We start from the raw sequence: 14,653 nt of genomic DNA, 5'->3' as shown, positions 1-14,653 counted from the left end.
AATTAACTAAAACATTAAAGATGAAAACAAAACTATTAATATTCGCTATGGCTATCGGTTTGATGGCTTGCGAGAATCAGGAGAATGTGTTTGAAGATTTTGGTTCTACAGCTGTGTATTTTCCTTATCAAACACCTGCTAGAAGCTTGGTGTTAGGAGAGTATGATTTAGGATTTAACGATAATGATAATGACCATAAATTTGAAATAGGAGTAATCATGTCTGGGGTTTATACTAATAAACAAGACAGAAAAGTATATTTTGAATTGGCACCAGACTTAATTGATCCTGTAGCTTTAGGTGTAACTTCTACAAATGTAAAAGTATTGCCATCTGCTTATTATACAATTGAACAAGAGAGTCCAGTAACGATACCGGCAGGTTCAACTAAAGGTAGAATTCCAGTACAGTTGAACGATGCTTTTTTTGAAGATCCTCTTTCATTTGCGGGTGACGATGAGGTAAATTATGTGATTCCTTTAAAGATTACTGATAAACAAGAATTGGATACGATATTATCTGGATTGGCTCTTGAGGATGTTCTAGCTCCTATGAGAGTAAGAAATGACGATTGGCAAATAGTTCCAAAAGATTACACGCTATTTGGAATCAAGTTTATGAATAAATACCAAGGTGTTTATTTACGTCGTGGCGCTGATGAAAAGACAGATGGAGCTGGAGTAACAGTAAGTACTGTTTATAGAGATGAATTCGTAGTAAGAGACGAGTTGGTACCCGTAACAACTAGTGGAAGGCACAGTGTTGAATTGTCAAATATTGTTCGTAGAGCAGGAGAAGCAAGCCCGGGAAGTGTTAATATAGATTTGTCCTTTAATGATGAAGGTGTTTGTACTATTAGTAGTTTCGGTGACGATGCTTACAATGTGTCTGGTACAGGTGAGTTTGTACAAGATGGAGACGAATGGGGTGGTGAAAAACGAGATGTTATTTATTTGGATTACCAATATACAGATGCGGTTAATGCTGAAACTCATGCAGTAAAGGATACATTGGTATTGAGAAATAGAGATGTTAAATTTGAAGAGTTCACTCTTGAGTTTACAGAATAATATTTTGTATTCCTTGAGTATAAAGTAGGATTCAAATGGAAAAATAGCGAGAGTATTCTTTCGCTATTTTTTTGTTTTAAATTGCTAGTGAACAATCCTAGTTTATATACGGATATACTTGGTTTTCAGGTTGGTTTCTCGAAGGTAATTCATACGCTTGATTAGAAATTTAGTTCTGAAATGTTTTTTTCAGGACAGTGCAGGATAAAGTTAGTTTTTACGAGTCTTACATTTATGCTAGTATTAGCATATTTAGATTATTTTAGGTTCGCTCTCTTAAAATAAAAAGAATAATTCTTTAACAGTTAATTAAAATTTAATGTTTAAAATCAAATTTTTATTCGGACTAGTATTGTCTGTCGTGTGTTTAAATAAAACATTGGCTCAAGACAAACCCAATATCATTTTTATTCTTACAGATGACCAACGTTTTGACGCCATTGGTTATGCAGGAAATCCATATGTTCAAACCCCTGAAATGGATGCTTTGGCAAAGTCTGGAACCTATTTTAATAAAGCCATCGTTACTACACCTATTTGTGCTGCAAGTAGAACTAGTATCTTAACGGGACTTTATGAACGATCTCATAATTTTAATTTTCAAACAGGAAATGTTAGAGAGGAATATATGGATAATTCTTATCCAAGATTGCTAAAAGATGGTGGGTATTATACTGGTTTTTTTGGTAAATACGGGACAAGATATAACGAATTAGAAAAGCAGTTTGATGAATACGAATCTTATGATAGAAATAACCGTTTTAACGATAGAAGAGGGTACTACTATAAAACCATAGAAAAAGATACGGTCCATTTAACGAGATATACAGGTCATAAGGCATTAGAGTTTATCGAGAAAAATTCTACAAACAAAGAACCATTCTGTTTGTCTTTAAGTTTTAGTGCTCCTCATGCCCATGATAAGGCAGAAGATCAATATTTTTGGCAAAATACAACAGATCATATTTTAGCAAATACTACAATGCCAAAACCTGCTTTGGGAGATGATAAGTATTTTGAAGCACAGCCTGAAATTGTAAGAAAAGGATTTAATAGATTGCGTTGGACCTGGAGATACGATACTCCTGAAAAGTACCAGCATAGTTTGAAAGGATATTACAGAATGATTTCTGGAGTTGATCTAGAAATCAAAAAAATTCGTGAAAAATTAAAAGAAAAAGGATTAGATAAAAATACGGTAATCATTGTAATGGGTGATAATGGCTATTTTCTTGGAGAACGTCAAATGGCAGGGAAGTGGTTAATGTATGACAATTCTATTCGTGTACCATTAATTGTTTTTGACCCTAGAGTAAACAAACATCAGGATGTTGATGACATGGTATTGAATATTGATGTTCCTCAAACAATAGTTGATCTTGCTGGTATAAAAGCACCAAGTTCATGGCAAGGGAAAAGCTTGTTGCCTATTGTAAAGCAGGAAACGAATACAATGTCTCGAGATACTATTTTAATTGAACATATTTGGGACTTTAGTGAAATTCCTCCTAGTGAGGGTGTACGTACCAATGAATGGAAATATTTCAGATATGTGAATGACAAAACAATAGAAGAATTATATAATTTAAAGAAAGATCCACAGGAAATTAAAAACCTTGTTGGTAAAAGAAAATACAAGAAGATATTAGAAAACTTAAGAGCTAAAACGGATGAACTGATTAAAAAAAACAGCAATGAATACAGAGCTGCACCAACAGATTTAACTGTTGAATTGATTAGAGAGCCAGAATCAGAAGTGAAAATTTTTGATTTGAAACCTGAATTTGGTTGGACGGTGCCTTTAGGAGCTAAGTTTCAAGGAGCCTATCAAATTTTAGTTGCTTCCAATAAAGCTACAATTGATGCGAATAATGGAGATGTTTGGGATAGTGGGAGAGTAGCGTCATCAAAATCTACAGATGTTGAGTATAATGGAACTGAATTAGAAGTTGATAAAACGTACTTCTGGAAAGTTAGAATTTGGGATGAAGCAAATAGATTAGTAGATTATGCAGAAGCACAACAATTTACAACAGGTAAAAGTGATTCTTATATTATTTCTACGGAAAATAAATTTGTTAGATCGGAGGTGAAACCTGTGAAATTTGAAAAAAGAGGAGATTTCTACTTTATTGATTTTGGTAAGGCCGCATTTGCAACAATGAATTTTAGTTATAAAGCTAAGACTGCCCATACTATTACGGTCAGAGTTAGTGAGATGGTAGATGAGAAAGGAAATGTCAACAGAACCCCTCCTAAGAAAAGTAATATCCGATATCAAGAGATCAAAGTGGATGTAAAACCTGGACAAACTGAATATCAAATTCAGGTACAAACTGATGAAAGAAATACAAGACCAAACAAAGCAATTCCATTACCAAAAGGTTTCCCTGCTCTAGTGCCATTTAGGTATGCAGAAATTGAAGGAGCAAAAGAATCGGTATCTGCTGATAATTTTACACAATTGGCATTTCATACCTATTGGGATGAAAATGCAAGTAGCTTTAAAAGTAATAATGAAATCTTAGATCAGGTATGGGATTTATGTAAATATTCCATTAAGGCTACAACTTTTAACGGATTGTATGTAGACGGAGACAGAGAACGTATTCCTTATGAAGCAGATGCTTATTTGAATCAATTAAGTCATTATACAACAGATAGAGAGTTTGCAATTGCAAGGCGTACCATAGAATATTTTATGCAACATCCTACATGGCCAACTGAATGGCAACAACATGTGCCTTTGCTGATTTATGCAGATTATATGTATACTGGAAATACGGAATTGATTGAACGTTATTATGAGGCATTAAAGCATAAGTCTTTATATGAACTGTCTAATGAAGATGGCTTGATTACTTCAACAAAAGTTGACAAAGCCTTTATGAAAAAATTAGGTTTCCCTGAAGGGTATAAAAAAACTTTAACGGATATTGTAGATTGGCCTGGAGCTAATTTTAATAGAAGTAAAACTAAAGGTGAACGTGATGGCTTTGTGTTTAAACCTTACAGTACTGTGATAAATTCATTTTTCTATGAGAATATGAAGATAATGGCTGAGTTTGCAAAAATTCTTGGGAAAACACAAGAAGTGCTGGATTTCGAGTTAAGAGCAGCCAAAGCTAAAAAAGAAGTAAATGAACAAATGTTTGATAAAAATCGTGGTATTTATGTAGATGGTATTGGTACCGACCATGCCTCTTTACATGCAAACATGATGCCTTTAGCATTTGGATTGGTGCCAGAAGAACATTTTGAGTCTGTTATTAATTTTGTGAAGTCTAGAGGAATGGCTTGTAGTGTTTACGGTGCTCAGTTTTTAATGGATGGTTTGTACAATGCAGGTGAAGAAGATTATGCTTTGAAATTATTAACGGATACTTCTGATAGAAGTTGGTATAATATGATAAAAATAGGTTCAACGATCACTTTAGAAGCTTGGGACAATCAATACAAAAATAATTTAGACTGGAATCATGCTTGGGGAGCCGTACCAGCAAATATAATTCCAAGAGGATTGTGGGGTATTAAGCCAAAAACACCAGGTTTTGGTATCACAACTATTAAACCTCAGATGAGCAAGTTAAAATCGAGTGAAATAGAAGTGCCTACTATTAGAGGTGCTATAAAGGCAAAATACACTTATAATGGGGCTAGATTGCAAACCTATGAAATTGAGATTCCAGGTAATATGGTGGCTGAATTTGAGTTGAATAGTTCGGACGGTAAAGAATTAATCCACAATGGGAAAACTGTGCCATCTGCATTTGAAACCATTAGATTAACACCAGGTAAACACATTATTCAATTGAAAATTAATTCATTTTAAAATAAAATCTTTAACATAAATTTTTAAAGATTGGTTAATGCCATATGAGATTGCTTTAAAAGTTAATATCATATGGTGTTTTTTTTAGTAAAGTAGAATTGAAGTGTTATGAGTTTTTTTAAAAGCATATAGATGAGAAAATATTACAACATACTATTATTGTTACTATTTGTTTCCAACGTAAATTCTCAAAAAAAGATAGAAGTAACCTTGGATAATTCTTCAAGGGTAACTGAAGCAAATGAAGGAGGGCTTTACTTTGCAGGAAGCAAAAATGTAAATTACAGGTTCTCTCAAAGAATAAGTCCACATGGAGATTGTGTCGATGTGGTCAATGGTTATGCCTTTGTTACTTGGTATAAAGGAGGTATGGAGCATCGAAATTTGATGTTGTCAAGAAAAAATTTAAATGTCTCTAATGCACCGTGGGTGACTATAGAGTTTCCGCATAAACATGTTGGGCAAGGAGGAGAACTTTTAAATGGTTCGGGTATAAGAGGAGATTCGCATAATACAGCCGCAATAGGTGTTAGTACAATAGACGGAACAATTCATATACTTTATGATATGCATGCCTATCGATTTTCTTCATTGCCAAATTATTTTTTTAACTATTCTGTTTCAAAAACAAATAAAGCATTTGTTCCTGACAATGAATTTACCATTGATATTTTTAATGCAAAACGGAACTATTTAAAATCAGGTGGAGATTATGAACGAATGACTTACCCAATGATTCATAGAGCCGATGATGGTAGTTTAATTGCTCGATTTAGAAAAGGAGGTTCAGGAAATGGTGATATTCTTTTTGCACATTATGATGGTACGTCGTGGAGTAATAATTGGTTGTTTCACGAGGGGACCTTGTCTTCTCCAAATACAAATAATTTGTATGGGGGTGAACGTTTTCTAAATGGTAAGTTTTACAGTGGATTCTCAATTCGATATGCAACAAATAGCGATGCCAATACAAGTAATGGATATATGCTGAATAGTGGGTTGTACTATGCATATACAAACGGAATACCTAAAAATTCATCGGAGCTATGGTATGATGTAGATGATGCTGTTATTTCATTACCAATCAAAAATAATAGCAATCCTAGTTTAGACCCAGTTCAATTTGCACAACCAGGTGATGATTATGGTACAGCTTCTTTACCACGAACTTCTTCTGATCCCTCTTGGACAGTTACTGAAAATGGGGCGATACACTTTGTAACACGTGTAGATGATACGAATGTTCATTATTTTAAAAAAGCTACAGATGCCAGTTTTTCAAGTGCTTCGAGTGGATTAATTCCAAACCCAGAAGTAAGAGGTGAGTTGTACAGTTATAAGAATTATGTTTTTATGGTGGAGATAATCTCAGGAAAGGTAGTTGTAAAAACAACACCAGAGGGAGAGAATAATTGGAAAATTGTTTATCAAGGATCCGGAACCAATTCGTTTGAACATTTTGATGCTTTTGTTTCTGGAAACAAACTTTATGTTTATTTAATGGAAGATACGGGTAATAATATCGTAGGAGTTGGTGATAAGCGTCCACTGTATTTTCAAGAGTTTACTTTATCGGAGGTAGAAGCCGATGAGGTAGTTGACAATTTGTTAATGGAATCAGAAAATTATACTACCGCGTCAGCTGGTATTGTAGTTGGTTCGAATTCAGCAGCATCTGGGGGGCAATATATTGATGCATTTGCAGGATCTCAATGGCTCGAACATAAGTTTCAAGTGGTAACTCCAGGGGTTTATGATTTTATCCTTTTTGCAGCGAATAGAAATAAAGATGACTCCATAATGGATGTTGAAATTAATGGAAGTTTACATGAAGATGTTTTAATAACAAGAACATTCGATTGGGATGTGTATCTAGAAACAAGAATATCCAACATTAATTTGATTTTAGGGGAGAATACAGTTAAGATTACACAACGGAAATCTTTGTCAAGTGAACCTGATAAAATTGAATTTGAGTTAAAATCGGATTTAAGTGTTTCAAAATTCACCAATCAAAACATAAGTATTTACCCCAACCCAAGTAGTGGGGTTTTTCATATAAAATCAAATGCGAATAGCCTTTTGTATTGTTTGGCAAATATAAATGGACAAATTCTTGAAAATGGAAAGATAATAGGAGATAAGGTGGATTTTTCTTATTATTCTCAAGGAGTATATTTTTTGAAATTAATTGATGGAATCAATACTTTTGTAAGTAAATTGATTATCAAATGAAACTGATGCAATACTTTTTTGTTTGAGTTTTACTAGTTAGACTTTTTTTGTAGGTGTAATTCTTGGTTATTTAATAATATCAATTGATTGCCGCACAGTACAGGACAGATGCCTTGCGTACATATTATATTTTTAGGGTTTATAAATAAGAGAATTTGAGTTTTCAAATTTTAACTAATTCATGAGCATGAAATTTAAAGAGGTTTTTGTTTTCTTTCTATTGGGTATTGTGGTTTTTGCTGAAGCGCAAAATCCAATCGTGCCGAATAAAGGTTTAAACGATCCTCATATTCATATTTTTAATGATACGGCATATGTTTATGCTTCGCATGATAAATCCATTGAGAATAAAAAATTTATTATGGAAGACTGGTGGGTTTGGTCATCTCCAGATTTAGTAAAATGGACAAAGAGAAGTGTCTTAAAACCGATCGATACTTATATAGGAAAAGAGTTTTCTCGTTGTTGGGCAACTGATGTTGCGCAAAGAAATGGGAAATATTATTTTTATTTTTCAGAAGGTAATGAGCAAACAGGTGTAGTTGTTGGAGATACTCCGGTTGGACCATGGAGAGATGTTTTGGGAAAGCCTCTTTTGTCATCAGAATTAACTCCAACACATGAATATGATATGGCTGTTTTTGAAGATAATGGAGAACATTATATCATTTTTGGAGTTTGGGATTATTATATAGCCAAGTTAAATTATGATATGGTCAGTCTCTCGGAAAAACCAAGGAAATTAATAATCAATAATCCAAAAGGACCTTATAACCTTGATGGTGAAAATAAAGAAAAACCTACTGATGATAAACCTTTTATGCATAAGTACAACGGGAAGTACTATTTGTCTTGGGGCTGTTTTTATGCAATGTCTGAAAATCTTTATGGTCCCTATGATTACAGGGATTCAGTAATTAAAAAAGAGAGTTTTGCAAAAGGTTATGATGCACCAACTTGGCCAACTGGATTTAAACAAGGAAGGCACGGTTCTTTTTTTGAATGGCACAAACAATGGTATTTTGTTTACTGTGATATAAGCCAAACAGGCAATCGTTATTTTAGAGATGCTTTTATAAGTTATATTCATTACAAAGAGAATGGAGAAATGGCTGCTATTAGAGTGGATGGTATTGGAGTTGCAAATTATGATGTAAATCAACAAAAAATTGAAGCAGAAGATTATTTCAAAGCAGATGGCTTAAAAAAGCAAGAGTTTGATTCTAATTTTGTAGTTACGACAAGTGCAAATAAAAGCTACTTAAGTTTTTCAAATGTGAAAAATTTAACTGGAAAAACTAAAATTAAATTAAATGTAACGTCATTTAACGGTGGCATGTTTACAGTACAAATCCGAAAAGATCAGTTGGCTGGTGAGATAATTGGTGTGAAAACATTTCAAGTAGCATCAAAAAAAATGCCTGCACAAAACATAGAAATAGATTTTAAAAATACAAAAAACACAGAGGATTTGTATTTTTTATTCACACAACATAATGGGAAAAGTTTGTCAATAGACTCTTTTTCATTTTTATAAACAAACATAATTCAATAATTAAAGTCTCTTATGAAGAAAATACTTTATCTATCGGTAATCGCACTTGGAGTTTTGTTCCAGTCTTGTGATAAAAAAGAAGTATCTACAAAAGATTATAAAGATGCATCCTTGTCTGTTGATGAGCGTGTAGAAGCATTGTTACCACTACTTTCCTTAAAAGAAAAAGTAGCCCAAATGCGAATTTTTCATGCAAATATTGGCGTTAAATCTGATAAAGATGGAAAACTAAAACTTTCGCAAAAAGTAATTAAAAAACTGGAAATAGGTATTGCTGGTATAAAAAATCCAGGAGAGCATATTCATCCAGTTGCCGCAGCAAAATTAAACAATGAATTGCAAAAGTATATTATTGAACACAATCGCTGGGGAATTCCTGCATTATTTGTAACAGAATCCTACAATGGTGTAGATGCAGAAGGATGTACTAAGTTTGGTAGACCTATAGCCTCAGCGGCCTCGTTCAATCCTGAATTAACGAGAAAAGTATGGGATGTAGTAGGAAAGGAAGCTCGTTTACGTGGAATGCATATGTGTCATTCACCAGAAGCAGATTTGGTGCGTGATCCTAGATTCGGACGTATGAGTGAGGCATTTGGAGAAGATACTTATTTAACAACTCAAATGGTAACAAATGCTATTATAGGGGTTCAAGGAAATTATGAAGGTTTAGGAAAAGGAACTCATATTGGAGCTGTTGCTAAGCATTTTGCAGGTTATGGTCAAGTTCTAGGAGGAACAAACTTTGCCGCAATTGAAATTTCAGAACGCACCTTGATAGATGAAATTTATCCACCTTTTGAAGCAGCCGTAAAAGACGCTAGAACTTTAGGTATTATGGCTTCTCATGGCGATTTAAACGGAGTGGCTAGTCATGGAAATCCAGAATTGTTAACGGGTGTACTTCGTGATCATTGGGGGTTTAATGGGTATGTAGTGTCTGATGCAAATGATATTGGGCGTTTGCATTATTTTATGAAAGTTGCAGAAACACCAGAAGCAGCTGCATTAATGGGGTTGACTGCAGGTGTTGATATCGATTTATATGCAGAGGATGCATATGCACTTCTGCCAGAAATGGTGAAGAAAAACCCTGAAATTGAAAAATTGATTGATAGATCTGTTAAACGTGTTTTAAGAACTAAATTTATTTTAGGTCTGTTTGATAATCCGTATGTAGATATTGAACAAGTAAAAAAAGAAGTACGCTCTGAGGCTTCTTTAAATTTGGCTAAAGAATCGGATTTAGAATCAATTATTTTGCTGAAAAACGAAAAGAATACCCTGCCGTTAAATAAAAATAAAGCAATAAAAATTGCACTTTTGGGACCGCTTGTAAAGGAGAATACAAAAGCCATGTTTGAATCTGTAACAGGTGCTAACATTAAATTTGTTGAAGAAAAAGGATTTCATTTAACAAATGAAAATAAAGGTGCGCCAAGTTTATTGAAAAGAGATCCAAAAGCCATTGCGAAAATGCTAGCAATAGCTAAAAAATCAGACCTGTCTATTTTGTTCTTAGGAGGAGATGAATTTACCTCAAAAGAAGCTTTTTTTAATAATGCAATTGGAGACAGAGCAACTATTGATCCTGTAGGACCACAAGATGAATTGATAGAAAAAATTAAAGCACTTGGAAAACCTGTAATTGTTGTTTTAAAACATAGAAGAACCTTATCTATCAATACAATTTCAGAAGCAGCAGATGCGATTTTAGATACTTGGGATTTAAGTGAGTTTGGGGATGCATCTACTGCAAGAATCATTTTTGGAGAAGTTTCGCCTTCAGGAAAACTACCCGTAACGGTTCCAAGGTCAATTGGTCAATTGCCTTATCATTATAGTATGAAAGAAATTAATTATAAAAAAGGTTATTTATTTGTTAAAGACGGACCCATTTATCCATTTGGTTTTGGTTTAAGTTATGCAGATTTTAAATATTCTGATATAAAAATATCAAATTCAACAATTTCAGAAAATACAGAATTGGAGGTGAGTGTTACCGTAACAAATACAAGTAATATTAAAGCCAAAGAAATTGTTCAAATGTATGTGAAAGATGAAATAGGGTCGGTTACAAGACCTGATAAAGAATTAAAAGCCTTCTCTAAAATAGAATTAAATCCAAAAGAAAGTAAAGTAGTAACATTTAAAATTACACCTAACATGTTAGAATTTACAGGGATTCAAATGAAAAAAATACTAGAAGCAGGAGATTATAAAGTAATGATAGGTGCTTCTTCTAATGATTATTTAGAAACAACGTTCAAATTAATAAAATAAAAAAAATGATTAAGAAATTAATTTTACAATTCGTAATTCTGCTAACACTTGTTAGTTGTTCAGTTGCTAAAAACACAATAGTTCAGAAGGATTTAAATGCGGCTGAAATCAAGCAATCAATGATCAAAGCATTAGAATGGCAAGAAGCGCATCCAATCATAGCAATAGCCCCCACCGATTGGACAAATGGAGCATATTATGTGGGGGTTTCTAGAGCTCATAAAACAACAAAAGACATGATGTATATGGCAGCATTGAAAAATCAAGCTTATAAGAATGATTGGCAGACTTATGTTCGTTTGCATCATGCTGATGATATTGCGATATCGTATAGTTATTTATATATTGGAATGAATGATAAAAGGAGAAATTTTGTAGATTTAGAACCTACAAAAAAGTTTATCGATGCGCATTTATACGACGATGATAGTTTCAAGTCTGGGACTCATATAGGTAAAGAAGGGAAAAGTATTTTATGGTGGTGGTGTGATGCTTTATTTATGGCCCCTCCTGTAATTAATTTATACGCAAAACATACCAATCAGTCCAAGTATTTGGACGATATGCATTCGTTTTATTTAGAAACTTACAAGCAATTATATGATAAAGATGAGCAATTGTTTGCTAGAGATATGCGCTATGTTTGGAAGGGGAATAAAAAAGATTTAAAAGAAGAAAACGGGAAAAAAATATTTTGGGCTAGAGGTAATGGTTGGGTTATAGGAGGCTTGGCGTTAATTTTAGATGATATGCCAAAAGATTACAAACACCGTGCTTTTTACGAAAACTTATATAAAGATATGTCGGCTAAAATACTTGAACTTCAACCTGAAGATGGTTTGTGGAGAACAAGCTTATTATGTCCTGAAAGTTATGATCATGGAGAAGTAAGTGGGAGTGGATTTTATACTTTTGCTTTAGCTTGGGGAATTAATAATGGTTTGTTAGATAAAAAGCATACGCCTGCTGTAAAAAAAGCATGGAATGCCTTAGCAGCTTGTCAACATGAAGATGGTCGAGTTGGTTGGGTTCAGAATATTGGAGCTTCACCAGAACCAGCATCTTATGACAGTTGGCAGAATTATGGAACGGGTGCTTATTTATTAGCAGGTAGTGAGGTGTTGAAGTTAAAATAAGTTCTCTTAAAAAATAGATCATCGTATCGAAGCCATTACTCTTTTTAGGGTGGTGGCTTTTTTTTGCTTTAGGTATGCCCGTGTTTTCATGCTTAAGTTTAGCCCGGTATTAGGTTGTTGTTGTTGTTGTTGTTGTTGTTGTTGTTGTTGTTGTTGTTGTTGTTGTTGTTGTTGTTGTTGCGAACACTGTGCAGAACTTTTGTAGTTGTGTCCCTATAAACTTAAAATTACCTACTTACTGTTTTAATAGGTTCCAATAAGAATAAAAATAGCTGCTATTGCAGCGTTATAAGCTTTTACACTTTCAATGTCGAGACAACAATTTCAGTTCTGTTTACCAAGCACTATTGCAGCTTCATTCAATGTTAATGCAATGAATAGAAACTTTTATTTCTAAATTGATAGGCTACAATATTGACGGATTTAAAAGTCAGAATCAAAAAAAAATATAAAGTAGGTAAGTCCTTTAAGGTATTCAAACAGGAATCTATTTGCTGAAATTGGCTAAAGGAAAAATAATAAAAAACCAATTTATTAGGCTTAGGTATGTTGTGTGCCCAAGCAGCTAAAGGTTTTTTTGAAGAATTCTGCTATTTTAAAAATAGAATAAGGCTTTAAAGTATTGGGCAGGACAGTGCAGGATTCTTAGAGTGTTGCGACTGTGTAATTTAGCTGTAACTTAATTAAAACCACTTTTTTATGAAAAAAATTACATTTAAAATTATCGCATTTTTAGTATTTGTATTGGCTGGTATTCAGGTGCAAGCGCAAGCTTTTGTTACTGGGACAACAGGTGTTTATAAAATTAAAAAACAAGGAACGAGTCTTTATTTAACACAGTCAAGTTCTACAGAAGATTTAACCTATGAAGCTGAAGCACCTGGTAGTGATACGCAATTATTTGAAATAGACAATCACCCTAGCGGATCGCATTATTCTATTACTTCTAGTATTTCAGGAAAAGGAGCTATAGAGACCTTAGTTACATCGGGTACTGCATTTCCAGCAATTGGTTGCAAAGGGAATGCTGCTGGAGGTTCAGGGCAACATGATCAATGGAATCCTACTAGAGGTTCTGGAACTCAAATTTTTTTGGAAAGTGATGCAACAGGAACTTCATGGTCAGGTATCGCAAAAAGAAGAATTGGAGTAGTTGGCTCTGCAGATGAAACAGATGCAGTAAAGCTAAATGGAGGTAGTACCATAAGCTTTGACTTCGTTTTTGTTTCTGTATTAAGTACTAAAGAAAATGTGCTTGAGTCAAATGAATTAACGGTGTATCCAAACCCATCAAACAATGGTCAGTATAAATTGAATATTGAAACGGAATGGTCAGTATATTCTTTGTTAGGTGCTGAATTGTTAAATGGAAAAGGAAAAAGTATCGACTTATCGGCTTTTGCAAAAGGAACCTATGTTTTAAAAACAGCAAACTCAAATAAAGTGCTTATTTCAAATTAATAATATAGTAATCAGTGTGAAAGGGCTATTCCAAATTTGTTTAGGATAGCCCTTTTTCTATACATTTTATAACAAAAAAAGCAGGGCTTTCAGGATACTACAGGACTCTTTGAACTACGGACTGTACGTATATTTAAGGAATAATCAATTAAACTACAAAACATGAAAAAAATTACATTTAAAATGACCTCTTTTTTATTTTTAACATTTATGACGCTTCAGGTACAAGCTCAAGTATATGAAGAATGGACTCAAAATGGTTGGTATACAATTGGCGTACCTGGTGAGGATCTTTTTATGACAATTAATGCTTCAGGTGATTTAGAGTGGGCTGCAAAATTACCAGGCGATGATGAAAAACAAGTATGGGCTATAGTAGATCATGTATCACCAGCATCTACCGGTTATATGCAAATTACCGCAACTATTGCTGGTGAAGGAAACTATACCATGGGTACAATACCTGCAAATATAAGTGGTAAAAATACTACGCTTACGGTTAGACTAGGCGATCCGATAAGTGACAACACCGCTGAAAACTATGGTTATGATCAGTTTCAAAGAAGAAAATCAGCTACCAATAATGGTGGAAACGATGCGTTGTTTATTAAAACACCAAGTGAAGGTGGTTCGAGATACGGTGTAGCGCCATCTGCAGCAGGTGACCCTGTGCAATTCGATGGTGGAGGAATAGATAAACTTGAATTTAAATTTGTATCTGCATTAAGTACGAACGAATTTGATTCAGCATCTATTATTGTTACAAATCCTGTAAATAATCAGTTAATTATCAATGGGCTTCCTACTACTGTAAAGCAAATTTCAGTATATTCTTTACTTGGGAGTGAAATTTTAACCAAAAAAGTTGAGGGACAAGTATCTTTTAGTACAGATGTAAGTACACTTCCGAGTGGCGTATATGTTGTAGAAATAATAGGAATAAGTGGAAAACATACCGTGAAAGTAATAAAACAATAAGTTCGTTATTCTATTTTACTTCGAACAGGAAATCCCTTTTAATTAAAAGGGATTTTTTGTTTTTAGTAAAGAAATTTTTAAATAACAAAATCCTTTAAGTTTT

General features: G+C 33.6%; 8 protein-coding genes. All 8 read left to right on the top strand.

Annotation, left to right across the window (positions count from 1 at the left end; all coding sequences use genetic code 11):
• The first annotated feature begins 20 nt into the window (after positions 1 to 20).
• The gene (locus tag FGM02_RS02500; protein ID WP_166461121.1) at positions 21 to 1,070 is read left to right on the top strand and encodes a DUF5627 domain-containing protein; all 1,050 of its coding nucleotides are present in this window, start codon (positions 21 to 23) and stop codon (positions 1,068 to 1,070) included.
• Between the two features lie 319 nt (positions 1,071 to 1,389).
• Positions 1,390 to 4,902 carry a sulfatase-like hydrolase/transferase gene (locus FGM02_RS02495; protein WP_139956616.1) on the top strand — a complete coding sequence of 1,171 codons (3,513 nt, stop codon included), beginning with the start codon at positions 1,390 to 1,392 and terminating at the stop codon, positions 4,900 to 4,902.
• Between the two features lie 132 nt (positions 4,903 to 5,034).
• Positions 5,035 to 7,137 (top strand): BNR-4 repeat-containing protein, encoded by a 2,103-nt coding sequence (locus FGM02_RS02490; RefSeq protein ID WP_139956614.1) that lies wholly within the window; start codon positions 5,035 to 5,037, stop codon positions 7,135 to 7,137.
• 187 nt (positions 7,138 to 7,324) lie between these two features.
• Positions 7,325 to 8,674 carry a family 43 glycosylhydrolase gene (locus FGM02_RS02485; protein WP_139956612.1) on the top strand — a complete coding sequence of 450 codons (1,350 nt, stop codon included), beginning with the start codon at positions 7,325 to 7,327 and terminating at the stop codon, positions 8,672 to 8,674.
• 30 nt (positions 8,675 to 8,704) lie between these two features.
• Entirely contained in the window at positions 8,705 to 10,975 is a 2,271-nt protein-coding gene (locus FGM02_RS02480; protein WP_139956610.1) for a glycoside hydrolase family 3 N-terminal domain-containing protein, read from the top strand.
• A 5-nt stretch (positions 10,976 to 10,980) separates the two neighbouring features.
• The gene (locus FGM02_RS02475) at positions 10,981 to 12,111 is read left to right on the top strand and encodes a glycoside hydrolase family 88/105 protein (protein ID WP_166461120.1); all 1,131 of its coding nucleotides are present in this window, start codon (positions 10,981 to 10,983) and stop codon (positions 12,109 to 12,111) included.
• 699 nt (positions 12,112 to 12,810) lie between these two features.
• The gene (locus FGM02_RS02470; protein WP_139956608.1) at positions 12,811 to 13,572 is read left to right on the top strand and encodes a T9SS type A sorting domain-containing protein; all 762 of its coding nucleotides are present in this window, start codon (positions 12,811 to 12,813) and stop codon (positions 13,570 to 13,572) included.
• Positions 13,573 to 13,734: 162 nt separating this feature from the next.
• Positions 13,735 to 14,550, top strand: a complete 816-nt coding sequence (locus FGM02_RS02465) for a T9SS type A sorting domain-containing protein (protein ID WP_139956606.1) — start codon at positions 13,735 to 13,737, stop codon at positions 14,548 to 14,550.
• Positions 14,551 to 14,653 lie beyond the last annotated feature (103 nt).

The sequence above is a fragment of the Flavicella sediminum genome (genome assembly GCF_006381105.1).
In the GTDB taxonomy this organism is placed as follows: domain Bacteria; phylum Bacteroidota; class Bacteroidia; order Flavobacteriales; family Flavobacteriaceae; genus Flavicella; species Flavicella sediminum.
This window is presented reverse-complemented; position numbering and strand designations above follow the sequence as displayed.

What these genes read in the sequence shown, in the direction of transcription:
- FGM02_RS02500 (WP_166461121.1), top strand. Translation starts at nt 21, where the DNA reads ATGAAAACAAAACTATTAATATTCGCTATGGCTATCGGTTTGATGGCT.
- FGM02_RS02495 (WP_139956616.1), top strand. Translation starts at nt 1,390, where the DNA reads ATGTTTAAAATCAAATTTTTATTCGGACTAGTATTGTCTGTCGTGTGT.
- FGM02_RS02490 (WP_139956614.1), top strand. Translation starts at nt 5,035, where the DNA reads ATGAGAAAATATTACAACATACTATTATTGTTACTATTTGTTTCCAAC.
- FGM02_RS02485 (WP_139956612.1), top strand. Translation starts at nt 7,325, where the DNA reads ATGAAATTTAAAGAGGTTTTTGTTTTCTTTCTATTGGGTATTGTGGTT.
- FGM02_RS02480 (WP_139956610.1), top strand. Translation starts at nt 8,705, where the DNA reads ATGAAGAAAATACTTTATCTATCGGTAATCGCACTTGGAGTTTTGTTC.
- FGM02_RS02475 (WP_166461120.1), top strand. Translation starts at nt 10,981, where the DNA reads ATGATTAAGAAATTAATTTTACAATTCGTAATTCTGCTAACACTTGTT.
- FGM02_RS02470 (WP_139956608.1), top strand. Translation starts at nt 12,811, where the DNA reads ATGAAAAAAATTACATTTAAAATTATCGCATTTTTAGTATTTGTATTG.
- FGM02_RS02465 (WP_139956606.1), top strand. Translation starts at nt 13,735, where the DNA reads ATGAAAAAAATTACATTTAAAATGACCTCTTTTTTATTTTTAACATTT.